Annotated in this window: 19 protein-coding genes and 2 pseudogenes; 10 read left to right on the forward strand and 11 right to left on the reverse strand. The window is 64.5% G+C overall.

The features are described from left to right. Positions 1-452: 452 nt before the first annotated feature. Positions 453-542: pseudogene (locus tag VKI00_RS10100) on the forward strand (MBL fold metallo-hydrolase); the annotation flags it as partial. Positions 543-565: 23 nt separating this feature from the next. On the opposite strand, the gene VKI00_RS10105 reads toward VKI00_RS10100, so the two are convergent. Further along, positions 566-1015 carry a MarR family winged helix-turn-helix transcriptional regulator gene (locus VKI00_RS10105; RefSeq protein ID WP_324437254.1) on the reverse strand — a complete coding sequence of 150 codons (450 nt, stop codon included), beginning with the start codon at positions 1013-1015 and terminating at the stop codon, positions 566-568. 395 nt (positions 1016-1410) lie between these two features. Between VKI00_RS10105 and VKI00_RS10110 the strand changes: the two genes are divergently transcribed. The 4 genes and pseudogenes from VKI00_RS10110 to VKI00_RS10125 all read left to right on the forward strand — a co-directional run bounded on the left by VKI00_RS10110 (position 1411) and on the right by VKI00_RS10125 (position 5458). Continuing rightward, entirely contained in the window at positions 1411-1875 is a 465-nt protein-coding gene (locus VKI00_RS10110; protein WP_324437256.1) for a hypothetical protein, read from the forward strand. Positions 1876-2114: 239 nt separating this feature from the next. Beyond that, positions 2115-2372, forward strand: a pseudogene (locus tag VKI00_RS10115) (Hsp70 family protein); the annotation flags it as partial. A gap of 16 nt (positions 2373-2388) precedes the next feature. Further along, the gene (locus tag VKI00_RS10120) at positions 2389-3771 is read left to right on the forward strand and encodes a phophatidylserine decarboxylase associated domain-containing protein (protein ID WP_324437258.1); all 1383 of its coding nucleotides are present in this window, start codon (positions 2389-2391) and stop codon (positions 3769-3771) included. A gap of 172 nt (positions 3772-3943) precedes the next feature. Beyond that, positions 3944-5458: an Hsp70 family protein gene (locus VKI00_RS10125; RefSeq protein WP_324437260.1), complete on the forward strand. Its 1515-nt coding sequence runs from the start codon at positions 3944-3946 to the stop codon at positions 5456-5458. Positions 5459-5511: 53 nt separating this feature from the next. Here VKI00_RS10125 and VKI00_RS10130 read toward each other — a convergent pair whose 3' ends face one another. Continuing rightward, positions 5512-5955, reverse strand: a complete 444-nt coding sequence (locus VKI00_RS10130; protein ID WP_324437262.1) for a universal stress protein — start codon at positions 5953-5955, stop codon at positions 5512-5514. 322 nt (positions 5956-6277) lie between these two features. Between VKI00_RS10130 and VKI00_RS10135 the strand changes: the two genes are divergently transcribed. After that, complete coding sequence (locus VKI00_RS10135; protein WP_324437265.1) at positions 6278-7837, forward strand: glycosyltransferase family 39 protein; 1560 nt, start codon at positions 6278-6280, stop codon at positions 7835-7837. A gap of 45 nt (positions 7838-7882) precedes the next feature. Here VKI00_RS10135 and VKI00_RS10140 read toward each other — a convergent pair whose 3' ends face one another. The 3 genes from VKI00_RS10140 to VKI00_RS10150 all read right to left on the reverse strand — a co-directional run bounded on the left by VKI00_RS10140 (position 7883) and on the right by VKI00_RS10150 (position 13655). Beyond that, positions 7883-9292, reverse strand: coding sequence for an MFS transporter (locus VKI00_RS10140; protein ID WP_324437266.1), 1410 nt, complete (start codon positions 9290-9292; stop codon positions 7883-7885). Positions 9293-9362: 70 nt separating this feature from the next. Then, positions 9363-11522, reverse strand: coding sequence for an excinuclease ABC subunit UvrB (gene uvrB, locus VKI00_RS10145; RefSeq protein ID WP_324437269.1), 2160 nt, complete (start codon positions 11520-11522; stop codon positions 9363-9365). Positions 11523-11603: 81 nt separating this feature from the next. Further along, on the reverse strand, positions 11604-13655 hold the full coding sequence (locus VKI00_RS10150) for a serine/threonine-protein kinase (RefSeq protein WP_324437271.1): 2052 nt from the start codon (positions 13653-13655) through the stop codon (positions 11604-11606). Between the two features lie 367 nt (positions 13656-14022). Here VKI00_RS10150 and VKI00_RS10155 point away from each other — a divergent pair, with 367 nt between their 5' ends. After that, positions 14023-16656, forward strand: a complete 2634-nt coding sequence (locus VKI00_RS10155; RefSeq protein ID WP_324437272.1) for an FHA domain-containing protein — start codon at positions 14023-14025, stop codon at positions 16654-16656. Between the two features lie 84 nt (positions 16657-16740). After that, positions 16741-17175 carry a DUF402 domain-containing protein gene (locus VKI00_RS10160; RefSeq protein WP_324437274.1) on the forward strand — a complete coding sequence of 145 codons (435 nt, stop codon included), beginning with the start codon at positions 16741-16743 and terminating at the stop codon, positions 17173-17175. Between the two features lie 29 nt (positions 17176-17204). On the opposite strand, the gene VKI00_RS10165 is transcribed toward VKI00_RS10160, so the two are convergent. The 3 genes from VKI00_RS10165 to VKI00_RS10175 form a co-directional block, all read right to left on the reverse strand. Continuing rightward, on the reverse strand, positions 17205-17693 hold the full coding sequence (locus VKI00_RS10165) for a hypothetical protein (protein WP_324437276.1): 489 nt from the start codon (positions 17691-17693) through the stop codon (positions 17205-17207). Further along, the gene (locus VKI00_RS10170; RefSeq protein ID WP_324437278.1) at positions 17680-18261 is read right to left on the reverse strand and encodes a hypothetical protein; all 582 of its coding nucleotides are present in this window, start codon (positions 18259-18261) and stop codon (positions 17680-17682) included. Before VKI00_RS10170 ends, VKI00_RS10165 begins: the two co-directional genes overlap by 14 nt. Positions 18262-18372: 111 nt before the next feature. Beyond that, entirely contained in the window at positions 18373-18528 is a 156-nt protein-coding gene (locus tag VKI00_RS10175; RefSeq protein ID WP_324437280.1) for a DUF6131 family protein, read from the reverse strand. Positions 18529-18642: 114 nt separating this feature from the next. Here VKI00_RS10175 and VKI00_RS10180 point away from each other — a divergent pair, with 114 nt between their 5' ends. Together VKI00_RS10180 and VKI00_RS10185 are read left to right on the forward strand one after the other, a co-directional pair. Further along, positions 18643-19311 carry a response regulator transcription factor gene (locus VKI00_RS10180; RefSeq protein ID WP_324437282.1) on the forward strand — a complete coding sequence of 223 codons (669 nt, stop codon included), beginning with the start codon at positions 18643-18645 and terminating at the stop codon, positions 19309-19311. 146 nt (positions 19312-19457) lie between these two features. Next, a complete protein-coding gene (locus tag VKI00_RS10185) occupies positions 19458-19877 on the forward strand; it encodes a hypothetical protein (protein ID WP_324437284.1) in 420 nt (139 codons plus the stop codon). A gap of 2 nt (positions 19878-19879) precedes the next feature. Here VKI00_RS10185 and coaE read toward each other — a convergent pair whose 3' ends face one another. The 3 genes from coaE to VKI00_RS10200 all read right to left on the reverse strand — a co-directional run. Continuing rightward, positions 19880-21100: a dephospho-CoA kinase gene (gene coaE, locus VKI00_RS10190; RefSeq protein WP_324437285.1), complete on the reverse strand. Its 1221-nt coding sequence runs from the start codon at positions 21098-21100 to the stop codon at positions 19880-19882. A 19-nt stretch (positions 21101-21119) separates the two neighbouring features. Continuing rightward, positions 21120-22556, reverse strand: a complete 1437-nt coding sequence (gene rpsA / locus VKI00_RS10195) for a 30S ribosomal protein S1 (RefSeq protein ID WP_324437287.1) — start codon at positions 22554-22556, stop codon at positions 21120-21122. A 231-nt stretch (positions 22557-22787) separates the two neighbouring features. After that, on the reverse strand, positions 22788-23024 hold a 237-nt coding region (locus VKI00_RS10200; protein WP_324437289.1), incomplete at its 5' end, for a DNA polymerase.

Consider the following 23024-nt stretch of genomic DNA (forward strand, 5'->3'; position numbering starts at 1 on the left):
TGGCGGAGATCATGGTCTCGAATTTTCCAGGTTTGAACGATGACCGGGACGACCTGAGCGATCAGCGGCGAACGACGCTTGCAAAACGTTTCAGCGCAAGGCCCGCCGCTCTGCCGCGCTGGCCGCGCGAAGTTAGCTAGCTAGCCCGCCGACCTCGCCGCCGTCTGCCCGCAACGCGCCGCGACGACGCCGCGACGCACTCGCCCGAGAAACTGGCCGGCTCACGCGTACTCGTCCTGACGAGGCCTTATCCAGTGCCCCCACTGGGACTCGAACCCAGACTGTGCGGATTTTAAGAACGGTAGTGCGGTTATCCGTGACCAGCGGGAACAGGTAGCTGCAGGCGCCCATTTCGCCTGCAAGACAGGAAAATCCCTCGTCGCTGGTACGGGCGCGGTACGGCTCCGGTACGGCTACGAATCGCCCCCGGACGCCGCGTTGACGCCGCGATGGAATCGCCCGTCTACCCCGGCCACGGTGACGACACCACCTTGGGCGCCGAGCGCCCGAGCCTTGCGGACTGGCGCGAGCGGGGCTGGTAAACCGATCGATGTGGTTGCGGAGATCACCCGAAGGGCATGGGAGGGTCAGTGCGATAACCGGGGTGGGCGAACGGCGTGAGGCCCTCCTGTTGCGCAATTTTGGCCAGGAGCTCGCGCAACTCATCGCATTGTTCCTGGTCAAGCTGCGATACCAGCCGCCGCTCTCGCTGGCGGAACAGCTCTGAAAGCTCGGCAATGAACTGTCTGCCGGCTTCGGTGAGGTAAAGGGCGTGCAGACGGCGGTCAGTCTGGTGGCGGCGGCGCTCGACATAGCCGCGCTTCTCGAGGTCGTCGACGTACCCAACGATCCGGCTGGCGGTCACGCCGAGATTAGCGCTGAGGGCCTGCTGGGATTGACCCGACTGTGCCGCGATGGCGCGCACAATTCCGGCGTGCGCCGGCGTCAATTCGATATTCGACAGCTGTTCAGCTAACAGCGCGGCAGAGCGATAGCCCAACTGGGACAGCAGCATGCCGATATCAAGACTGTGATCGGTCGCTGACCCCCCTGACATGCGCACAGCGTAGCCCCGCCAATCGATTCGACACCCGGAAATTGCAGCGCGCGTCCAGGTTCGCCATCTGGGTTACGCATGGTGGTTGAGCTGCGCAACCGCCCACATCGTCTCCCGGGCGACCCGCAGCGCCGTGGCACACCCCGGGATCGTTGCGCTGCTTAATGATTTTTTCTCATAATTATCTCGATCGGAACGATCATTATCGACTGGAATAATTTTGCAAGTTATTAGTTCCGCTTTGCCGCAGATAATTCAAATAAAAAAATGTCACAAAGTATTGACCGTCACCAATACCCTGGCTAGCATTTGCGCTACCTGAGAGAAGCCTGAGCCAAAGATAGGAGCACCCCATGAGTAGCATGACATTTCGCCATGGAATCGCGGCCGGGCTCGGCGCCGCCGCCGGAGCTCTGGCCGCCGCGGCGTTCGTGAGCACCGCGCCCATCGCCAGCGCCGACGACACCGACTTCCTTCTCCCTCTCCCTGCCGCCAGCGTCGACGCCTTCGCTCTCCCTGCCCTCGTCCCTACCAATGAGTACACGAGCGAATTCACAATTGGCGAGGGAAGTACTGAGGTCACTTACGACACAACGTGGGACGGTAGCGGCTTGCCGACGACCACAACGACCACCGAGACGCTTCCAACCGGGGAAGAAGCATTCGGCTTTGGGGATGAGAGCAGTAGTATTTTCAGCATCGGTACTAACAGTTACGAGTCGGTATTTGAAGCTGAACTCCTCGATATTACGAGCGCCGCCGGAAATCAGTTTGAGTTTGTAGCGCCCACTTTCGAGTTCTTCAGCCCTGCTGTCTGAGCTGAACGCCTAATCGGAATCGATCAGCGCGCCGTTGACGGATTTCCGATCCGATCGAGTGGGGGCTCGCCGCCCAGCGGCTCGCCGCTGGACACGTAGTGCGGCTGCGACGATTCGATTCCCTGCGATGGTGCCCCGGGCCGGGTGACCGGCCGGGGCACCTTGGCATCTGGTCGGCGGGCGCGGCGGCCGAGCCAAAGCGCGGCGAAATCCGTTCAGCGACGCCTAAACTCAGCGCGATGAGGGTGGGAATCGACTTTGGCACAACGCATACGGTTGCGGCGGTCGTCGAGCGGGGTAACTATCCCGTCGTGTCGTTCGACGGGGTCGACACCTGGCCATCGCTCATTGCCGCCAACGACGGCGGCGAACTTCGCTTCGGGTTGGACGCGGCCGCCGTCCGTAGCGACCCGGGTTCGTCGGTTCTGCGGTCGTTCAAGCGTTTGCTCAGCGACGCCGGACCGCGAACAACTCTGGAGCTGGCCGGACGCTGCTATCCGTCAGAGGAAACGGATGGCTGAGTCACCGCAAGGCCCAACAGCGATCTACCCAATCCACGACTACCTGGCCTCAGACCCCCGGTACCCTTTCAACCTTCAGAGCGAGTGGCTGCCACACGCCGGCAGCCCCGCGATGCGAGCATTCTTCGAGCAAGTTCTCGCAGCGGATAAGAAGCCCTGGGCCAAAAGCGTTCAGGAGCTGAATGCCTACATCGATCAGAACGAGATCATTCAATACCTCGTCGAGAGCGCCTGCCGGGAAAACCTGAACATGATCGAAGCTCACCAAGGTCAACAGGTCGGTGTGCCTCGAATCGAGGACAAGGACGCGCTCCTCAACGGATTCAACGAGCTCTTGAGTCACCCGCCTCGGTTTGTCAACAACGAGCTCGTTGGGGTCCCCTTCTCGGCATGGGTAGTAGGAATCGATCCCACCTTCAGTGGCGCGACCTTGTTCCGGCTCCCGATGTTCAACGAAAAGATGTCCGCCATCCTCAACGAGTGGTACGAGTTCCTAGAGACCCCCGCATCGGACATCGGATTCCGTGTCGAAGGAGAACAATGGCTTTCCCCTGCAGCTAAAAAGCAGTACGACTTCCGCATCTGGAAGAAGGACTCCCCCGAGCTGCCTTACTGGAAATCCTGGAACTCCTTTTTTACAAGACAGTTCGAGAACCCAGAGAAAGAACGACCCATCGCGCACCCAGAAACCAACCGGATCGTCAACAGTCCGAACGACGGGTCCCTCTTCCGGTGGCAACCAGACGCCTCCAAACGAGACGTCTTCTGGTTCAAGGATATGAGGTACTCGATAGCCGACATCCTCAGCTCGCCCATCCCGGAGCAGCAAGCCGTCATCGACAGCTACGGACTGGTCGACCTCTTCGACGGCGGCTACGTCTTCCAAACCTATCTGAACCCCTACAACTTCCACAGATGGTGGTGCCCCGCCAACGGGGAAGTACTTTTCGACCCGTTAGCAATCCCCGGAGCATTCTTCAGCAAACTCGTAATCCCCGATTTCGGCGGAGCCAGCACTGCCTCTCTCCCCTACCTCGCGGAGGTGAACGCACGCGGAGTGATCGTGTTCAAAACCGAGGACTACGGACACGTCTGCTGCATACCACTCGGCATGAGCGAGATCTCCACCATCACCTTCGATCTGAAAATGAAAAAAGGCGCGACCGTCACCAAGGGCCAAGAGATGGGGACGTTCAACTACGGCGGCTCCTCCTTCGCAATCATCTACCAGAACCTGCCAGGCAAGCGCCTCTTCTTCATCAACGCAGATGGCAAACCCTACGACCAAACACCCGTGCTGCCCCAAGGCAGTGCCAGCGCCGGCGGAGAAGTAACGCTCATCGGGTCGCAGATCGGTGTGTGGGTGGATATCTGAATCGTCCGTCGTATCGCGGTCGGCGCACCGCGCAACAGGGCCGAATAGCAGGAATGGTTGGTGACCTTGTTCCCTCGTCGGCCCCAGAGCCGCGGAAAAGGCTCTGCGATTGGCGCGAACGGGTTGGTGAATAGCGGTCGCGAAACGCGCTGCAGCGCCTAAACTTACCGCGATGAGGGTCGGGATCGACTTCGGCACAACCCACACGGTCGCGGCAGTCGTCGACCGGGGTAACTATCCCGTCGTGTCGTTCGACGGCGTCGACACCTGGCCGTCGCTGATCGCCGCCAACGACGCCGGAGAACTTCGCTTCGGTTTAGACGCAGCCGCCGCCCGTCACGATCCGGGCTGGGCGGTGCTGCGGTCGTTCAAGCGGTTGCTCAACGACGCCGGACCGCGGACCACCGTGGAACTGGCGGGGCGTCACTATCCGTTAGCCGACCTGCTCACCGGCTTTCTCGCCCAGCTCAAGAGCGACCTGCAGACGCGCTCGCACGCCGAACTGGCGCCGGGTGAGCGTGTCGAGGCAGCAATCAGCGTGCCGGCCAACGCGTCCAGCGCCCAGCGCTTCTTGACGCTGGACGCGTTCACACAGGCCGGCTTCGAGGTGATCGCGCTGCTCAACGAGCCGTCCGCGGCGGGCTTCGAGTATGCCCACCGATACCGCTCGACGATTACCACCAAGCGGGAGCACGTGCTCATCTACGACCTCGGCGGCGGCACGTTCGACGCGTCGCTGCTGAAGATGACGGGACGCTTGAACGAGGTCGTCATCAGCGAGGGCATCCAGCGACTCGGCGGCGACGACTTCGACGAGACGATCCTCAAGCTCGTACGCAAAAGCGCTAAGCTCCGCAAGCTCGACGCCGCAACCCGTGAGCTGCTGCTCGAGGAGTGCGCGGTCCGCAAGGAAGCCGTTGGCCCCAACACGCGCCGATTCCTCGTCGACCTGTCGGCGGTCGGCAAGCCGCCGTTTTCCTGCCCGATCGATGACGTCTACGCGGCCTGTGGGCCGCTTGTCGACAAGACCGTCGCAGTCCTGTCCCGCGTACTGCACGATCCGGACGGCGACGACATCGACTGGTCCGAGGTGGCCGGCATCTATGTGGTGGGCGGTGCCGGGAGCTTCCCACTGGTCGCCCGGATGCTGCGCACCGCGTTCGACGACAAGCGCGTCAAGCGGTCCCTGCACCCGTTCGCGGCGACGGCCATCGGCCTGGCGGTCTTCCTCGACAAAGAAGCGGGATTTGCTCTGTCCGAACGTCTTTCACGACACTTCGGGGTCTTTCGGGAAGCGCTCGCCGGTGAGGATGTCTGCTTCGACCCGATCGTGCCCAAAGGCGCAGAGCTGCCCACCGCGGGTCAGCCGCCGTTCATCGTCACCCGCACCTACCGCGCGGTGCACAACATCGGGCACTTCCGCTTCGTGGAGTGCAGTCGGCTGCGCGACGGCTGCCCCGACGGCGACGTGACACCGTATGACCCGGTGTTCTTCCCGTTCGATCCGGATCTCGACGACGACGACGACCTGCAACGCCGGCCGGTGCGGCGCAGCGATGACGGCCCGGACGTCGAGGAACGCTACGTCATCACACCCAGTGGAACGGTGGAGGTGACGCTCACGACGCGGCCGGCCCGGCTGAGCCGAACGTTTCGGCTCGCGCGGCACGACCTCGCCACCGCCTGACGGCTCACGGCGCGGCGGCGAGGTCCGGCGTCCAGGCCACCGTTGACGAGCGGTTATGCGGTGGTGTGCACGATCAGCACGTCGACCTTGGCCCGACGCGAGACGTTCGCGGGCACCGATCCCAGTAACCGGCCCGCAATCGTGCTCAGGCCGACGTTGCCGACGACGAGCAGATCGGCGCCGACGTCCTCAGCCAGCCCGACCAGCGCGTCGACCGGAGCGCCGACAACCGACCGTTCTTCGACGTTCGTGGCGCCCGCGGCCAGGGCCCGCTCCTTCGCCTCGCGCAGGATCGCGTAAATCGGGGCGCTACCCGACACCTTGTAGCTTTCGCCCTTGAGGGCGTCGGCGGCCCGCTGATCGTCCTGCTGGGGCAAATACGCCGTCGCGACGATCAGCTTTGCGTCCGGCCCGGCGATGGAGCCCGCCTTTTCTACCGCGCGCAGCGACGAGTCCGACCCGTCGGTTCCCACCACCACGGTCCGATAGGCGCTCATTTACCCTCCAAATTGTCGGTTGCTACGCCAACCCAAGACACTAATCGCTTCGCCCGATCCAAATGGTCCGATTTGAGACACGCCGACGCAGCGGCGATATCGCCGTACCGAGCGGCTCCGGGCGGCTCCGGGCCGAAATTCCACCGGAATCGACGCCGACAAGTATCTGGTACTGCTTAAATCGCTTGGCGGACAGGCTATTTTACTGTATTGGGTTGCGGTGGGTCAGCTCGCCGACCTCGGTTACCCGCAGCAGAACGGATTGTGGCCAGGCACTACGGGTAATCAGGTTCACCTCAGAGCCTTTACAGTGACAGACATCATGATCACGCAGACGATCGACAAGCCCAAGACGGCTGTCGCCGCGAGCTACTCGCGGCCACAACCTCGCGGCAGGCTACTCGACCCGCTTGCGGTCGCGTTGCTGGCCGCCGTCGTCAGCAACGTGGCGGCGAGCGGGCCGTCACTGTGGTTCGACGAAAGTGCGACCATTTCCGCCTCGGCAAGCCGCTCATTGCCCGACCTGTGGCGGCTGCTGGGCCACATCGACGCCGTGCACGGTTTGTTCTACCTGGTGATGCACGGCTGGTTCGCTGTCTTCCCGCCGACCGAGTTCTGGTCGCGGGTCCCCAGTTGTCTGGCGGTGGGAGCCGCGGCGGCCGGCGTGGTCGTCTTCGCCAAGCTGTTCACGTCACGGACCGTCGCGGTGTGCGCGGGCGTCGTCTTCGCGATCTTGCCGCGGGTGACGTGGGCCGGTGTCGAAGGACGCTCCTACGCCTTGACCGCGGTGGCGGCGGTTTGGTTGACCGTGCTGCTGGTCACCGCAATACGGCGAAACAGGTGGCGGCTGTGGCTGCTCTACATGTTCGCGCTGATGCTGTCGATACTGCTGAACGTCTACCTGGTATTGCTGGTCCCGGCCTATGCCGTAGTTACACCGGTACTGCGGCGCCGAAAATCGGTGGTGCTGCGGTGGGCGATCACATCATTGGTGGCGGTGGGCGCGATGACACCGTTGATGCTGTTCGCGCACGGCCAAAGCTTTCAGGTCGCCTGGATCTCACGGCTCAAATGGCACACCATCCTCGACGTCGTGCAACATCAATATTTCGACAACAGTGTCCCATTCGCGATCCTGGCGGCGCTTATTTTCGTTGCCGCGCTGACGATTCGGTTGACGGGTCGGTGGGCGTCGGCCGGCGATACCCGCCGAGTGCTGATCATCTGCGCGGCATGGATCGTGGTGCCTACTGCCATCAGCCTGATTTACTCGGCGTTCGAACCGTTTTACTACCCGCGTTATCTGTTCTTCACCACGCCGGCGATGGCGGTCGTGCTGGCTGTCTGCATCGTGGCGGTCGTACGCAAGCCGCGATGGATCGCCCTGGTGCTGATAGTGCTCACCGCGGCCGCTTTGCCGAATTATCTTCTGTCGCAACGGCAGCGGTACGCCAAAGAGGGCTGGGACTACAGCGACGTTGCCGACGTTATCAGCGCCCACGCCGCACCCGGGGACTGCCTCTTGGTCGATAACACGGTGGATTGGCTACCTGGTCCGATCCGCGCCCTCCTTGCCGCCCGGCCGGCGGCCTACCGGCCGTTGGTCGACGTCGGTCGTGGTCAGCGCGCGTCCGAGCGTGGCACCCTCTGGGACGGCCACGTCGCGGTGTGGCTGGTGGTAGGTCGGCTGTACAAATGCACCACGCTGTGGACGATTTCGACGCATGACACGAAGTTGCCGAATCACCAAAGCGGAACATCGCTGCCACCGGGAAAGGTGCTGGGCCACGCACCCGCGTACTTGACGCCAAAGCTGGTCGGGTTTCGCATCGTTGAGCGCTGGCAATTCCACCGCACTCAGGTCATCAAGTCGGTCCGCTGACTCCAGTCAGGCGCAAGTGCTCGCCAACGTCGACGGCGTGTGGGGTCAGCGCTGTCCCCGACTCGCCCGGTAGGACGCCACTGTGCCCACCACGCCCAAAGCCGCGAACACCGCGAACAGCCAACGGGCCGCCATCACCGCACCGCCGTGCGCGCTGTTGACGATCACGCCGGCCAGGCCCGCGCCGAACGCTCCGGAGATCAGCTGCACCGTGTTGATCGCCGCGGCGGCCGCCCCGCCTTCTTCCGCGTCGTCGTCGTCGAATTGCATCGCCCACGCCGATAGGTGTGGCCAGGCCGCCCCGATGCCCGTCCCGATGATCGTCAACGCCAGCGCCCACACCACGGCGACGCCCACCGGCGCGTTATCCACCTGGGTAGCCGCGGCTAACGTCAGACCCACGGCCATGATCAGCGGTGCGGCGGCGACAACGCGGGCTATGACCCGCGTGCTGCTCAGCGATGCGCTGACGATCTCGCTGACGGTCCAGCCGACCGCCAGCGCCGCGCCCAGGAAACCGGCCACCACGGGAACCAGGTGTGCCAGTCGTTGCCCGAACAACGGCACGTACATGTCGACCATGGCCGAGGCCATCAGCAGCGCCATCGTCAGATAGATCCACTTCAGCGGACCGGAACCGAATGCGCCGGAAGGCAACACCGCGACTGACATCCGCCGATCCACCACCACGAACACCGCCACCAAGAGCACGCTGGCCGCAAGTAACCCCGCCGTCGCGACGTTGTTGTGTGGGACCTGGGCGACGCTGATCGTCAACGCGGCCGTCCCCAACAGCAGCAGCGACCACACCGGGATTTTCAGCGCCGGTGCAGCGCCGCCGGGATCGGCGCGGCCCGCGGGCAGCACCATCGGGACCAGTGCGGCGATCGCCGCGGTCAGCATCGCCACCGCACCGAACGCCCAACGCCACAGCCCGAACTGCGCGAAAAAGCCACCCGTGGCCGGCCCGACAATCGTTGCGACGCCCCACATCGCCGATACCAGTGCGGAAGCCCGGGTCCATAACCGTTGCGGCAGGGCGGCCCTGATCACGGCATAGCCCAGTCCCGCCAGTAGCCCGCCGGCCACCCCCTGCAAGGTCCGGCCTGCCAGCAGCGCCACCATATCCGGAGCCGCCGCGCACACCACGCTGCCGATCCCGAAGACCGCCAGTCCCAACACGTATGACGCACGCGCCCCGAATCGCCGCAGCGCCGCGCTGACCGTGGTGGCTGCCACCACCGAGCCGACCAGGTAAAGCGTTGTCACCCAGGCAAAGAGCCGTTCACCGCCGATCTCTGCGACGGTGCTCGGCAGCAGGCTGATGGTCAGGAATTCATTGATCGCGTACAGCGCCACCCCGCCGGCCAGCAATGTCGAGGTGCCCAAGTACCGGGGGCCCAGCAGCACACGCCAACTGCTGGCGGTTTCGGTCGCGCTCGTCGCGTCGGTCACGTGCACCACGGTATGGGCTCAACCGCAGTTGAGTTCAAGACGCCGACCTCGCGCGCGCATCGGCGGCCGATCATTTCAGACCGGCGGCGTCCATTCCGCGCAGTTCTTTCTTCAAGTCGGCGATCTCGTCGCGGAACCGGGCGGCCAGCTCGAATTGCAGGTCCCGCGCCGCGGCCATCATCTGCTCGGTGAGGTCCTTGATCAGGTCGGCCAGCTCGGCTCGCGGCATGCTCGCGGTGTCGCGACCCTCGAACACGCCGGCGCTGACCGCTCGTCCCGGCGCCCCCTGGGCCCGGCGGCCCCGCGACGCGTTCCGTCCGGACCCACCGATTTCGACGGTTTCGGTGTCATCGGCCTCGCGGTAGACCTGGTCGAGAATGTCGGCGATCTTCTTGCGCAGCGGCTGCGGGTCGATGCCGTTGGCCTCGTTGTAGGCGATCTGCTTGGCGCGCCGGCGTTCGGTCTCGTCGATCGCCTCTTTCATCGAGTCGGTCATCGTGTCGGCGTACATGTGCACTTCGCCGGACACGTTGCGGGCGGCGCGGCCGATGGTCTGGATCAGGCTGCGCGACGAGCGCAGGAACCCTTCCTTGTCGGCGTCGAGGATCGCGACCAGCGACACTTCGGGCAGGTCCAGACCCTCCCGGAGCAGGTTGATGCCGACCAGCACGTCGTAGTCACCGAGCCGCAGCTGTCGCAGCAGCTCCACGCGGCGCAACGTGTCGACCTCGGAGTGCAGGTAGCGCACCCGGATGCCCATTTCCAGCAGGTAATCGGTGAGGTCTTCGGCCATCTTCTTGGTCAGCGTCGTCACCAGCACGCGCTGGTCGACTTCGGTGCGTTTGCGGATCTCCCCGATGAGGTCGTCGATCTGACCCTTTGTGGGCTTGACGACGACCTTCGGATCGACCAGGCCGGTCGGCCGGATCACCTGCTCGACGAACTCCCCGCCGGACTGGCTGAGCTCGTACGGGCCCGGGGTTGCCGACAGGTACACCGTCTGGCCGATCCGGTCAGCGAATTCCTCCCAGGTCAGCGGCCGGTTATCGCACGCTGACGGTAACCGGAACCCGTACTCGACGAGGTTGCGCTTGCGGGACATGTCGCCCTCGTACATGCCCCCGATCTGCGGCACGGTCACATGCGACTCGTCGATGACGAGCAGGAAATCCTCCGGGAAGTAGTCGAGCAGCGTCGCCGGCGGCGAACCGGGCCCGCGACCATCGATGTGTCGCGAGTAGTTCTCGATGCCGGAGCAGAACCCGACCTGGCGCATCATCTCGATGTCGTAGTTGGTGCGCATCCGCAGCCGTTGCGCCTCCAGCAGCTTGCCCTGGCCCTCCAGTTCGGCCAGCCGCTCAGCGAGTTCGTCCTCGATCGTGGAGATCGCGCGGGCCATCCGCTCGGGACCGGCCACATAGTGGGTGGCCGGGAAGATGCGCAGCGAGTCGACCTTGCGGATCACGTCACCGGTCAGCGGATGCAGGTAGTACAGCGCCTCGATCTCGTCGCCGAAGTATTCGATGCGGACGGCCAATTCCTCGTAGGACGGAATGATCTCGACGGTGTCGCCGCGCACCCGGAACGAGCCACGCGTAAACGACAGGTCGTTGCGGGTGTACTGCACGTCGACCAGCAGCCGCAGCAGCCCGTCGCGGGGCACCTCGCTGCCCACCTTCAGCTCGACGGAGCGGTCCAGGTAGGACTGCGGTGTGCCCAGGCCGTAGATGCACGACACCGAGGCCACCACCACGACATCGCGCCGCGATAGCAGCGACGACGTCGCGGAGTGCCGCAGCCGCTCCACATCGTCATTGATCGAGCTGTCCTTTTCGATGTAGGTGTCGGTCTGCGCGATGTACGCCTCTGGCTGGTAGTAGTCGTAGTACGAGACGAAGTACTCGACGGCGTTGTGCGGCAACATCTCTCGAAGCTCGTTGGCCAACTGGGCGGCCAGCGTCTTGTTCGGCGCCATCACCAGCGTCGGGCGCTGCAGCCGCTCGATGAGCCATGCGGTGGTTGCCGACTTTCCGGTACCGGTGGCGCCCAGTAGCACCACGTCGTGCTCCCCCGCCTGAATTCGCCGCTCCAACTCTTCGATAGCCGCGGGCTGGTCGCCGGCCGGGTCATGCGGGCTGACCACCTCGAAGTGCCCGCCGACGCGCACCATGTCCTCGACAGGGCGGTATTCGGAGTGGGCGACGATCGGATGCTCGGTAGCGAAAGCCATGCCTACCAGGGTAGGCGGGACTACTGACACGTGCGGCGACGATGCCGCGCGCACGGAGGAGAAGCCGCACTACGACAAGTGTCATTGGTGCTGACGGGTCCACACCAGGGTTCCGGGATCGCATTGGATCAGGTACCCGTCGTCCGACTTCGACATGGCGAAGACGGGGACATTCGACTCATTGCACGAGGTCCCGGTGGAATGCACGCCGGTCGTGGCGGGCGCTTTGTCCCAGGTGTTGGATTCGCAAACGATCTGGGTATTGGCGGTGGAGTCGTACGCGAGCTTGTCGACGTCGCTGCACACGCCACCGAGCACCGGCGCAGACGATGCCGTGGCGGGAACAGCCGTGTTGGCGGAAGCCTGCGCGGGGTCGGCCGTGGCGACACCCGAAGGAACATCGCCGACCCGTGTCGCCACGACGGGAATCCGCAGCGTCGCCCCTTGCGCGCCACATTCATTACTCTGCACGGTCTGTGTTTGCGCGCCGTGCAGCGTGCCGTCGGGTTGTGGTGTCAACGACCACACCACGGTTTCGGACTGCGTCGCTGTCTGCGTTCCGTGTGCTGCGCGGCACTGCGTCTGTAGTTCTCGGGGCGCGCTCTGCCAGTGCCCGTCGACGAAATGCAGAACGCCGGTGTTGCCGGTGCCGGTGGCCTTTGCCGCTTGGTGACTGACGTTGTCCAGCTTGGTCCCAGTGGCCGCGCACCCGGTGGGCGTGCACGCGGAATTGAAGGCCCACCAACTGGTTTGCGCGCCGTTGTTCGGGATAACGCCGTTGGATGACTGCTTTGCACGGTCGTAGTCCAACCGATAGGCACCGTCGAGTACCGGATGGGCGGCGGAAGGGCTTGAACCGGGCAACACCGCGGACGCCGAGGACGTCGCATTGAAGCGAGCTGGTGACGCGGGGTTCGGCTGGGGCGGGTTATCCCAGGAGAAAAACGAAACGGCCCAGGTGATGATCAACGCGATGACCAGCGTGACGGCCGTCGCCGCGGCGATGCCGGTCTTGACCGACAACCTGCGGCCGACCTTCACCGAGGCGGCGCTGCGCTGTCGCAGGGCGCCACGACGGCGAGAAACTTTGTCGTTGAAGGCGGCCGCAAAATCGCGACACCGATCGAATCGGTCGGCGGGATCCTTTGCGAGGGCTTTGAAGAACACATCATCGAGGCGGGCCAGATCGCGGCGGTGGTCGCTGAGCCTGGGCGGAGCCGCGTGCAGATGCTGCCCGATCACGGCGACCGGGTTGGAATGCCGATACGGCGGCACACCGGTCAGCAGGTGAAATGCGGTGGCGGCCAGCGCATACTGATCGGCCCGCCCGTCGATGTTGCCCCCGACCAACTGCTCGGGGGCGGCGTAGGCAACCGTTCCCACCGCGACGTTGGTCTCGGTGATTCCGCTGATATCAGCGAGTTGACGCGCAACCCCGAAGTCCGCCAACAAGATCCGTCGTTCGTCATCCTCGGGATGGGTGACCAGGATGTTGGCAGGTTTCACGTCGCGGTGCAGCATCCCCCGCACGTGGGCGTAGTCGAGTGCACCCGCGACCGCATCGATGATCGCGCCGACGTCGTGTTCGGACATGCCGTTGCTGTAACGCTCTTTCACCAGTCGGGCTGCGTCGGTGCCTTCGACGTAGTCCATCGCGATCCAGAGTTGGCCCTGGAATTCACCGCGATCGTGCACCGCGACGATATGCGGGTGAAAGAGCGTCGCGGCCAGATCCGCTTCCCGGTTGAATCGCTCACGGAATTCGTCGTCCGCCGTCATTCCCTTCGTCAGGACTTTCAGCGCATCGCGACGCGGCAAGCGCGGGTGCTTGGCGAGATAGACGTCGGCCATCCCACCGGAGCCCAACGGACGCAAGATCGAGTAGCCGGCAAAGGCGGTACGGTTCCCCATCCCGATGGACGGGACGCTTGCCTGGCCATGTTCTGCGCCTACGGCCTCGCCGCGATTCGGCACCGATCTGATCAGCGGCACTCGGTGAAGAAGGTCGGTGACGGCCAAATGCGGGAGCGATTCGTAGCCGCGGCGCAGCACATTACGCACGCGCTGCTGCGCGCTTGCCGGTCGCCGGTCGACATCCCAGCGTTCCGTGGTGTTGTTCGTCTCCTCATCCATTTTTCGTCACCCCCTCCTATCGTCAAACACGCTGCGCGCAGCGGCGCGGACCCAATGATCGGCGTCAAGGGTCCCGCGGAAAGGTTTGCACGCCAGACGCTTTCAGACTGTCAACCACCGGCGCCGTGTCGGCCGAAGCCGGGCTAAACGCGGACGCAGGCAGTTTACTCACTCCTCGCATGATGCCCGCCGATGCGGTTGCCCGTGTTGGTGCCGATTATGAAACAGCTATGAATCGGCGTCTGGCCTGCTCAGAGCGGGCTCACAGAGCCGACCAGCACGAAACATAGCGAAGTCATAGCTGCGCCGGTGGAAGCTTGCATGCAAGGCAGCCGATACTGAAGTGGTGAGTCGATCATCCCCGCCCATGCTGACCATTTGGCACGATGGGTCGCAACGTACGTTTACCGTAGGCCATGACGTGGTCATCGGACGCGACGAGGATGCCGATATCCGGATCGTCGATCCGCGGATATCCCGCGAGCATCTGATCCTCCGCTTCGAACAGGGCAAGTGGCTGGCGATCGACAACGGCTCAGTGAACGGAACCTTCGTCAATGGCTACCGCAGGCCGGTGATCGACATCCACCACGGCCAGAGCATCAACATCGGTAATGCCGGCGGACCGCAGCTGAGCTTCGAGGTCGGACAGCATCGGGGACGGGCGGGTCGGCCGCCGGGGGCCGGGTCGCCGCGGGACACCGAGCCGTCCACCATCTCGTGGTCGACGCCTCCCCCGCCCGGCCAGCCGCGTCCACAGCCACCGGGCCCGGCGGGCGGCTCGCGGAGGGACGGCCGCAGGCCCCCGCAATCGCCAGCGCCGCGACAGCCTCCGGCTCCGCATCCGCGAAACACGCCCTCACAGCCGGTGTACGAACAGCCGACCGACGTGCATGTATCTCGGCGGCCGCCGACCCCGCCGCCCGCCGAAATCACTGTGGTCAACGCGGGTTCGGCGCCACCGCCACAAGTGGTGGCACCGACCGAGATGACCGTCGTCGGCGCGCGGTCCGGCGACGTCTCGAATCTTGCGACGCGGTTCGTGAAGTTCCTGTCGCAGCGATCGGTGGCGCCGGCGAAACAGGCCGGTTCGGTCACCATCGGCCGTGCCAGCGACAACGACATCGTCGTTGCCGACGTGCTGGCCTCCCGTCACCACGCGACCTTGGTTCTCACGCCGCTGGGCACCGAGATCCAGGACCGCAGCAGCAATGGGACGTTCGTCAACGGCACCCGGGTTGGTTCGGCGGTCCTGGGCGAAGGTGACGTCGTCACCATCGGCAACGTCGACCTGGTCGTCAGCGGCGGCATGTTGGTTCCCCGCAGCGAAACCGAAACCCGCACCGGCGGTCTGGAGGTACGCGGCGTCGAGTACGTCGTAGACAACGGCAAACAATTGCTGGACAACATCTCGCTGACGGCGCGTCCCGGAACGCTGACCGCCGTGATTGGCGGGTCGGGTGCCGGCAAGAGCACGCTGGCCAGGTTGATCGCCGGCTACACCACGCCGAGCTCCGGCTCGGTCACCTTCGAGGGCCACGACGTCCACGCCGAATACGCGTCGCTGCGCAGCCGGATCGGCATGGTCCCCCAAGACGACGTCGTGCACCGGCAACTCACGGTGAACCAGGCGCTGGGCTACGCCGCCGAACTGCGGCTGCCGCCCGACACCACGAAGGCCGACCGCGCCAAGGTCGTCAACGGCGTACTCAGAGAACTCGACCTGACCAAGCACGCCGATACCCGGGTCGACAAGCTGTCCGGCGGTCAGCGCAAACGGGCGTCGGTCGCACTCGAGCTGCTGACCGGACCGTCCCTGCTGATCCTCGACGAGCCGACGTCGGGTCTGGATCCGGCGCTGGACCACCAGGTCATGACGATGCTGCGCCGACTGGCCGACGCCGGCCGGGTGGTCATCGTGGTGACGCACATGCTGTCCTACCTCGACACCTGCGACCAGCTGCTGTTGGTGGCCCCGGGCGGCAAGACGGCGTATTGCGGCCCGCCGGACCAGATCGGTGATGCGATGGGCACCACCAACTGGGCCAAAATCTTCAGCCAGGTGGGAGCCGACCCGGAGGAGGCCAACCGCCGCTTCCTCGAGCGCGACCAAGGCCCGCCGCCCGCACCGACGGACCAGCCGGCCGACCTGGGCAAACCGGTTCACACCAGCCTGCGGCGCCAGATTTCGACGATCGCGCGCCGGCAGGTGCGGCTGGTGGTGGCCGACCGCGCCTATTTCGTGTTCCTGGCCTTGTTGCCATTCATCCTGGGTGCGCTGTCGCTGACCGTTCCCGGGTCGAGCGGATTCGGGGTGCCCGCGCCGCACGCGGGCACCCCGGACGAATCCGCTCAGATCCTGGCCCTGTTGCTGCCGGCGGCGGCCTTCATGGGTACCGCGTTGACGATCCGCGACCTGGTCGGCGAGCGCGCCGTCTTCCAGCGCGAGCAGGCTGTTGGCCTGTCGACGACGGCCTACCTGCTCGCCAAGACCGCGGTGTTCTGCGGCTTCGCGATCCTGCAGTCGGCGATCATCACCGCGATCGTGATGATCGGCAAGGGCATACCGACCCGAGGAGCGGTATTACTTGGACACTCCAACCTCGCGGCCACCGTCGAGCTGTTCGCGACGGTCGCCGCAACGTGTGTCGCCTCGGCAATCCTCGGCCTGGCCATCTCGTCGTTGGTTCGGTCCAGCGATCAGATCATGCCGCTGTTTGTGGTGGCGGTGATGGCCCAGCTCGTGCTGTGCGGCGGGATGGTCCCGGTGACCGGCCGGCTGGGGCTCGACCAGCTGTCTTGGCTGATGCCGGCGCGCTGGGGCTACGCGGCGGCGTCGTCGACGGTCGACGTGCGGCACCTGGTGCCCGGTTCGCTGCTCCCCCAAGACCGGTTCTGGCAGCACACGCGGAAAGTCTGGCTGTTCGACATGGGCATGCTGGCCACGCTGGCGGTGTTCTACGCCGGCTTTGTACGCTGGAAGATCCGGCTCCGCCGCTGATTTCGGTCAGGTGACGTCATCCATCCACCCAAGCGCGAGACGTTCGACCTCAACGCCCGCACCAACACCGATCCGAAAGGCATCGTGCGGGCGGTCGATGACTACGTTGTGCATCCGTGGGGCCTCTACCTGGCCCGCCCGACGCCCGGCCGCAAGCAGTTCCACTACCTCGAGTCGTGGTTGCTGCCCTCGCTGGGTTTGCGGGCGACCATCTTTCATTTCAACCCCGGCCACGAACGCGATCACGACTATTACCTCGACGTCGGCGAATACACGCCCGGTCCATCCGTGTGGCGTTCCGAAGACCACTACCTCGATCTCGAGGTCCGCACCAACGCCGGGGTGGATTTGGCCGACGTCGACGAGCTGTTGGACGCGGTTCGTCATGGCCTGCTGACGCCCCAGGTGGGCGAGCAGGCGATACGGCGGGCGGTCGGGGCCGTCGACGGTCTGTCCCGACACGGTTACGACCTACAGCGTTGGCTCGCCACCGAGGGCATGCAGCTGGTATGGAGGTGAAGATCGTAACCTGTTGCAGTACAACGGATTTAGACCGCAAGCAAGCGCTCGAAGAACTCCCGGTAGTGCATCAGGGCCAGGCGTAGGTCCTCGGTGGAGGCCTCCTCACCGCGATTCCACTGCTCTTCCAGATGCGACCGCGTCTCGGCGAATCCAGCCGTGAGCTGCTCGACCAGATCGGAGACCAAGCCGTCCGCCTTCTGGACGCACTCTTTGGGATCATCGACGAAGGCCGCCTGAACGCCGGCCCATCGACCACGCAGCTCAGCGAGATTGTCGCCGGCAAAAAGCACTCCGGCTGCCGACGATTCGTGTTCTGCCGTGGCTGTCGACGATTCGTGTTCTGCCCTCGACGGCTCCACACCGGGATCCTCGGCACTGGGTGCCGCTGTGTCGGTAACCGGTGCCGGTTCGGGCGCAACGGCTGTGCTCTCGTCGTCCGTCGCCGGCGCGTCCGACACGCGGATCGGGGTCTCATCGTGCGAATCGGTCACTGTTTGTTGTTCATGCGTGGTCATGGGCTTGCTCCTGCGATTCGGTCTTGTCGGTCTTGTCGGTCTCCAGCAACGTCTCGAACAGCGCCCGGTAGTGCACGAACGCCTCCCGCTGCTGCTCGGTGTTGGCGTGCTGCTGCGAGATATGGACACCGTGGGCGGCTCGGTAGTTCTCGACAATCTGCGGGTGGTCCACCGAGATGTCTGCGGCCCGCTGGTCGAAATCGTCGACGGGATAACCGCGTTGACGCATCACCTCGGTTACCAAACGGTCGGCGACACCGACAGCCGTTGCGGGGTTGTCCACAAACTCGGCCTGTACCTTTTGCCAGCGGCCGGCGAAATCCGAAAGCGCCGAGGGCGTCAACGGAACGATGTCGAGCTTGCCATGCTCGCGTTCTCGCGTAGTGAGTTCCCGAACGGCACCTTTCTCGCTTCCGGTGTCGGATACCAGCCGCTCGTACTCACCGCCGTAGTGCTGTTTGAGCCGCTTCGTTTTGATGCGAAAGCTGATCATGCTTATTGCGACAATCGCCGCGACAACCACCAGGACGGCGGCGGCAGCGATGCAGATCCATTCCCAAGTGGGCATAACAGACTCCTTTCTGACTTACGTCTAATAACCCGAACGGAGCGTTCGCAAACCTCTTTTTGTGATTTGTGGCATAACGAGTGATGTTGAGCGGACGTGTTTTCCGGCAGTTCAGAAGTAGTGCCGACGGCCGCCGATGGCCCGTCCGGTGCTGCCCAGGATTGCCAGGATTGCGCCGACGACGAGCAACAGGATTCCAAAGGTCCACAGGATGGAGATCTTGAGTAGAAATCCCGCGACTAGCAAGACGATGCCCAGAATGATCATGTTTTAGCCTTCCTCAGATGATGGTTGACGGATGTTCGGGTCGGTCGGCCCGAGACCAGTCGACCACCCGTAAGGGAGGTAGCAATACACCCCTAGGGAGGTAATCTCCTTGGCATGCCACAACCATCTCGCGCGCCGATCACCGTCGCGCTCGTCGACGACTATGACGTTGTCGTCAAGGGCGTGGCCAACATGCTGCAGCCGTATCGCGACCGCGTAGTGATCGCGGAACTGGACTCCACCATGTCCGTCAAAGATGCGGTCGACATCGTGCTGTACGACTCATTCGCCCAACCCGAATCCGATCACGAAGAGATCGGGGTACTGGTGGCTAATCCGCGGGCACGCCGAGTTGTGGTCTACACCTGGAACTTTCACCCCGAACTCGTTCAAAGCGCGCAAAGCCACGGCGCCCAGGGGTATCTGTCGAAGACCCTGCCCGCGCGCGAGCTGGTCGCGGCCTTGGAGGCCGTGCATGCCGGTGAAGTGGTCGTCAGCGACGTAGGAGCACGAGCACGTAGCGCACCCGGGCTGGACTGGCCCGGCCGCGGTGAAGGCCTCAGCGAACGCGAGGCGGAGATTCTGGCATTGATCACCCAGGGCATGAGCAACGCCGACGTCGCGCGGCTGACGTACCTGAGCCCAAACACTGTGAAGTCCTACATTCGGACGATCTATCGCAAGCTGGGTGTGAGCAGTCGCACTCAAGCCGTGCTATGGGGTGTGAACCACGGGTTCACGCCCGACCACCACCGCATCGAGCACTGGCGCGGCGGTCCCTAGCGTCTCCCTCCGCGGAAGCGGATAACCCTCCAGGCGGCCGCATGCTCGTCAGTTGGCGTGACTGCAATAACGTTTGCCGGCAACTGCAATAACGTTTGCCGGCAACGAAGTACCCGCCCAAAACGCGTCGCGTAATCTCTGCTGTCATGAGCTCCACCATGCACATATGGATCGCAATCGCCGCTTTGGCCGGCGCCGCGATCAGCTCGCAGTTAACTCCAGCGACCGCTCGGGCCGACCTGCACAACATCACCTACAAGGCCCGCGTCGACGGAGTGGCCCCCGGCAGCCAAGCCACCTTCGTGACCAACGTCAACCAAACGAACGCCGCCGCGTTGAGCTCGATGCCGGGCAGCGCGTTCGAGGCCAACGCGGTACTGGCCGATCCCAATCAAGCCGGCATGCAAGTGTCGGTCCGTTGGCCTTATGCGGCGAACGTGCATTGCGAGATCGACGTGGACGACAACGTCGTCGCGCAAGTCGATCATTTCGTCCAGCCGGCCGCAGGGAGCTCCGACCCGATGAACGGTGTGCTGCCCTGCGGCGCACCGCTGCCTAACCCGTAGGCCTACGGCCGCCAGCCTGCGCTGTCGGCCCAGTCCCACGCTCGGCCGTATGCCTCGCGGAACCACGGCTCCTTGACACCGAGATAACGCTTGATGTCTCCGTCCGGGGATGCTTCCTGCGCCGCGCGGCGCTTGACGGCCAGGTACTCGTCGCGGACGTCGGGGTTGGCGTTCAGCCAGTCGACAAAAAGTAGGGCGAATTGCTGATTGGGCCAGTCGGCCACCCGTAGGTGGACGAATGTCGGGCGGCCCGGATCTGCCGACGCGAAAAGCCGCTTGTCCCACAGCGTCGCATCGTCGCTGTGGTCGAAGCGTTCCGCGGTGCTGCGTGCGCCGCGCTTAACGACGTCGCTGGTGACGTCCTCGATGCGTGGGTAACCCGCGGACCGTAACGCGGCGGCGAGTTCGTCGGCCGCAGTGAGCGATTCGACGGTGACTTGAATGTCGATGGCGTCCTTGGCGTCCAGCCCCGGAACCGCGGTGGAACCGATGTGGTCGACACGCAACGCCTTTGCCCCACAAGCGGTCTTGAGGCGGGCGACGATGCGCGCAGCCTGGTCGGGCCAGGCCGGGTCGGCAGCCACCAGCCGGGCAGGCGGACGAACAACGTGGCCGGCGCTGAGGTTGGCGGCGAACGGCGTGATGCGGTCGTCCCACACCTCACGTGCACGCTTGGTCAGCGCCTCCGGAGTACCCGAATTGTCCAGCCAGACATCGGCGACGGCGCGACGCTGCTCGTCAGTGGCCTGCGCCGCGATGCGGGCGCGAGCATCGTCCTCGGCCATACCGCGTTGTCCGACCAGCCTCGCCACGCGCAGTTCCGCGTCGGCAGAAACCACGACAACCAACGGGAACATCGGGGCCATCCCGGATTCCACCAACAGTGGAATGTCTTCCACCACAACCGAATCTTCCGGTACGGCGGCGATCAGCTCGGCGCGACGCTTACCCACCAGGGGATGAACGATGCTGTTGAGCGTCGCGCGGGTCTCGTCGCTGGTGAATGCCTTGGCGGCCAACGCCGGACGGTTCAACGCGCCGTCAGGCAGCAGAATGTCGTCACCAAACGCGTCGACGAGCGCGGCCAGTCCCTCGGTGCCGGGCTCGACCACTTCGCGCGCGATCACGTCGCCGTCGACAACGACCCCGCCGCACTGCGAAAACGTGGTCGAAACCGCCGACTTACCGGCGCCGATGCCGCCGGTCAGCCCGATCCGAAGCATCGACAGCTACGCCGTCGGGTTAGGCGCTACCGGCGAGCTTCTCCCGCAGCGCGGCGAGTTGCGCGTCGCTGGCCAGCGAGCCACCCTGCGGCTCTTCACTCGACGAGCCGTTGGCCTGCGGCCGCTGGTCAGCTTCGGCCTCGGCCGCGGCGAACTTCTCCATCTGCGCGGTGTGCATCTTGTGCCGGCGCTCGGCCTCGGCGTAGCGAGATTCCCATTCGGTGCGCTGCACGTCGAAATCCTCGAGCCACTCGTTGGTTTCGGCGTCGAAACCCTCCGGGAAGATGTAGTTGCCCTGCTCGTCATAGCTGTCGGCCATGCCGTACTTGGCCGGGTCGAATTCCTCGGTGTAGTCCTCGTTGGCCTGCTTGAGCGACAACGAGATACGGCGACGCTCCAGGTCGATGTCGATGACCTTGACCATCGCGTCGTCGCCGACGGCGACCACCTGGTCGGGCACCTCCACGTGACGCTCGGCCAGCTCGGAGATGTGCACCAGGCCCTCGATGCCCTCCTCGACGCGGACGAACGCACCGAACGGCACCAGTTTGGTGACCTTGCCGGGCACGATCTGGCCGATCGCGTGGGTGCGGGCGAAGTGCCGCCACGGGTCTTCCTGAGTCGCCTTGAGCGACAAAGAAACCCGCTCGCGGTCCATGTCGACGTCGAGCACCTCGACGGTGACCTCGTCGCCGACCTGAACCACCTCGGAGGGGTGGTCGATGTGCTTCCAGGACAGCTCGGAGACGTGCACCAGACCGTCGACGCCACCGAGATCGACGAACGCGCCGAAGTTGACGATCGAGGACACCACACCCTTGCGGATGGCGCCCTTCTGCAGCTGGTTGAGGAACTCGCTGCGGACCTCGGACTGGGTCTGCTCGAGCCAGGCGCGGCGGGACAGCACCACGTTGTTGCGGTTCTTGTCCAGCTCGATGATCTTGGCTTCGATCTCCTTGCCGATGTACGGCTGCAGATCGCGGACGCGTCGCATCTCGACCAGCGAGGCGGGCAGGAAGCCGCGCAGCCCGATGTCGAGGATCAGGCCGCCCTTGACGACCTCGATGACGGTGCCCTTGACGGCCTCGTCCTTCTCCTTGAGCGCCTCGATGGTGCCCCAGGCGCGCTCGTACTGCGCGCGCTTCTTGGACAGGATCAGGCGACCCTCTTTGTCCTCCTTGGTGAGGACCAGGGCCTCGACCTCATCGCCGACGGTTACGACCTCGTTGGGGTCGACGTCGTGCTTGATGGAGAGTTCGCGGGCGGGGATTACCCCTTCGGTTTTGTAGCCGATGTCGAGGAGCACCTCGTCCCGGTCCACTTTGACGATCGTCCCTTCGACGATGTCGCCATCGTTGAAGTACTTGATCGTTTTGTCTATTGCGGCGAGAAAGTCCTCGCTCGAGCCTATGTCGTTGACGGCTACTTGCGGCGAGGTGACGGTGGGACTCGGCATATTGTTGGGTTGCTCCGGACAGGTTGGGGTCGTAGGGATAAAGCGGGTTCTGTTCGATCGCCCTGCTCCTCCGCATCGCGCTGCGCTCTGCATCGTCGCCGGACTACTCCGTCGAGGCTACTCGACTGTGCACACGCTGGCCAAACTCGCCTCATCTGGGCCGAGCGTCAAATCACCCCGAAAAAATCACCGAAATTCTTGCCACGGGTTCGCGCAAGTCGTTGTCGGCCGCTAATGGGCGGCGGAGTCCCAGCTGCGGCCATAGCCCACCGAGACCTCCAGCGGCACGTCAAGCGGGTATGCGCCGCCCATTTTCTCGCGCACCAACGACTCAAGCCGCTCCCGCTCACCGTCGGCCACTTCGAACAACAGTTCGTCGTGGACCTGGAGCAACATCCGCGACGCCAGCCCGGTCGTCTTGAGCGCCTTGTCGACCTCGATCATGGCCACCTTGATGATGTCGGCCGC

This window comes from Mycobacterium sp., from assembly GCF_035314665.1.
Classification (GTDB): Bacteria; Actinomycetota; Actinomycetes; order Mycobacteriales; family Mycobacteriaceae; genus Mycobacterium.

Coding starts and splice junctions, on each gene's coding strand:
- VKI00_RS10150 (WP_324437271.1), bottom strand. CDS start 13,655: ATGGATGAGGAGACGAACAACACCACGGAACGCTGGGATGTCGACCGG.
- VKI00_RS10165 (WP_324437276.1), bottom strand. CDS start 17,693: ATGACCACGCATGAACAACAAACAGTGACCGATTCGCACGATGAGACC.
- VKI00_RS10125 (WP_324437260.1), top strand. CDS start 3,944: ATGAGGGTCGGGATCGACTTCGGCACAACCCACACGGTCGCGGCAGTC.
- VKI00_RS10105 (WP_324437254.1), bottom strand. CDS start 1,015: ATGCTGCTGTCCCAGTTGGGCTATCGCTCTGCCGCGCTGTTAGCTGAA.
- VKI00_RS10110 (WP_324437256.1), top strand. CDS start 1,411: ATGAGTAGCATGACATTTCGCCATGGAATCGCGGCCGGGCTCGGCGCC.
- VKI00_RS10155 (WP_324437272.1), top strand. CDS start 14,023: ATGCTGACCATTTGGCACGATGGGTCGCAACGTACGTTTACCGTAGGC.
- VKI00_RS10180 (WP_324437282.1), top strand. CDS start 18,643: ATGCCACAACCATCTCGCGCGCCGATCACCGTCGCGCTCGTCGACGAC.
- VKI00_RS10170 (WP_324437278.1), bottom strand. CDS start 18,261: ATGCCCACTTGGGAATGGATCTGCATCGCTGCCGCCGCCGTCCTGGTG.
- VKI00_RS10185 (WP_324437284.1), top strand. CDS start 19,458: ATGAGCTCCACCATGCACATATGGATCGCAATCGCCGCTTTGGCCGGC.
- VKI00_RS10175 (WP_324437280.1), bottom strand. CDS start 18,528: ATGATCATTCTGGGCATCGTCTTGCTAGTCGCGGGATTTCTACTCAAG.
- uvrB (WP_324437269.1), bottom strand. CDS start 11,522: ATGGCTTTCGCTACCGAGCATCCGATCGTCGCCCACTCCGAATACCGC.
- VKI00_RS10120 (WP_324437258.1), top strand. CDS start 2,389: ATGGCTGAGTCACCGCAAGGCCCAACAGCGATCTACCCAATCCACGAC.
- VKI00_RS10135 (WP_324437265.1), top strand. CDS start 6,278: ATGATCACGCAGACGATCGACAAGCCCAAGACGGCTGTCGCCGCGAGC.
- VKI00_RS10130 (WP_324437262.1), bottom strand. CDS start 5,955: ATGAGCGCCTATCGGACCGTGGTGGTGGGAACCGACGGGTCGGACTCG.
- coaE (WP_324437285.1), bottom strand. CDS start 21,100: ATGCTTCGGATCGGGCTGACCGGCGGCATCGGCGCCGGTAAGTCGGCG.
- rpsA (WP_324437287.1), bottom strand. CDS start 22,556: ATGCCGAGTCCCACCGTCACCTCGCCGCAAGTAGCCGTCAACGACATA.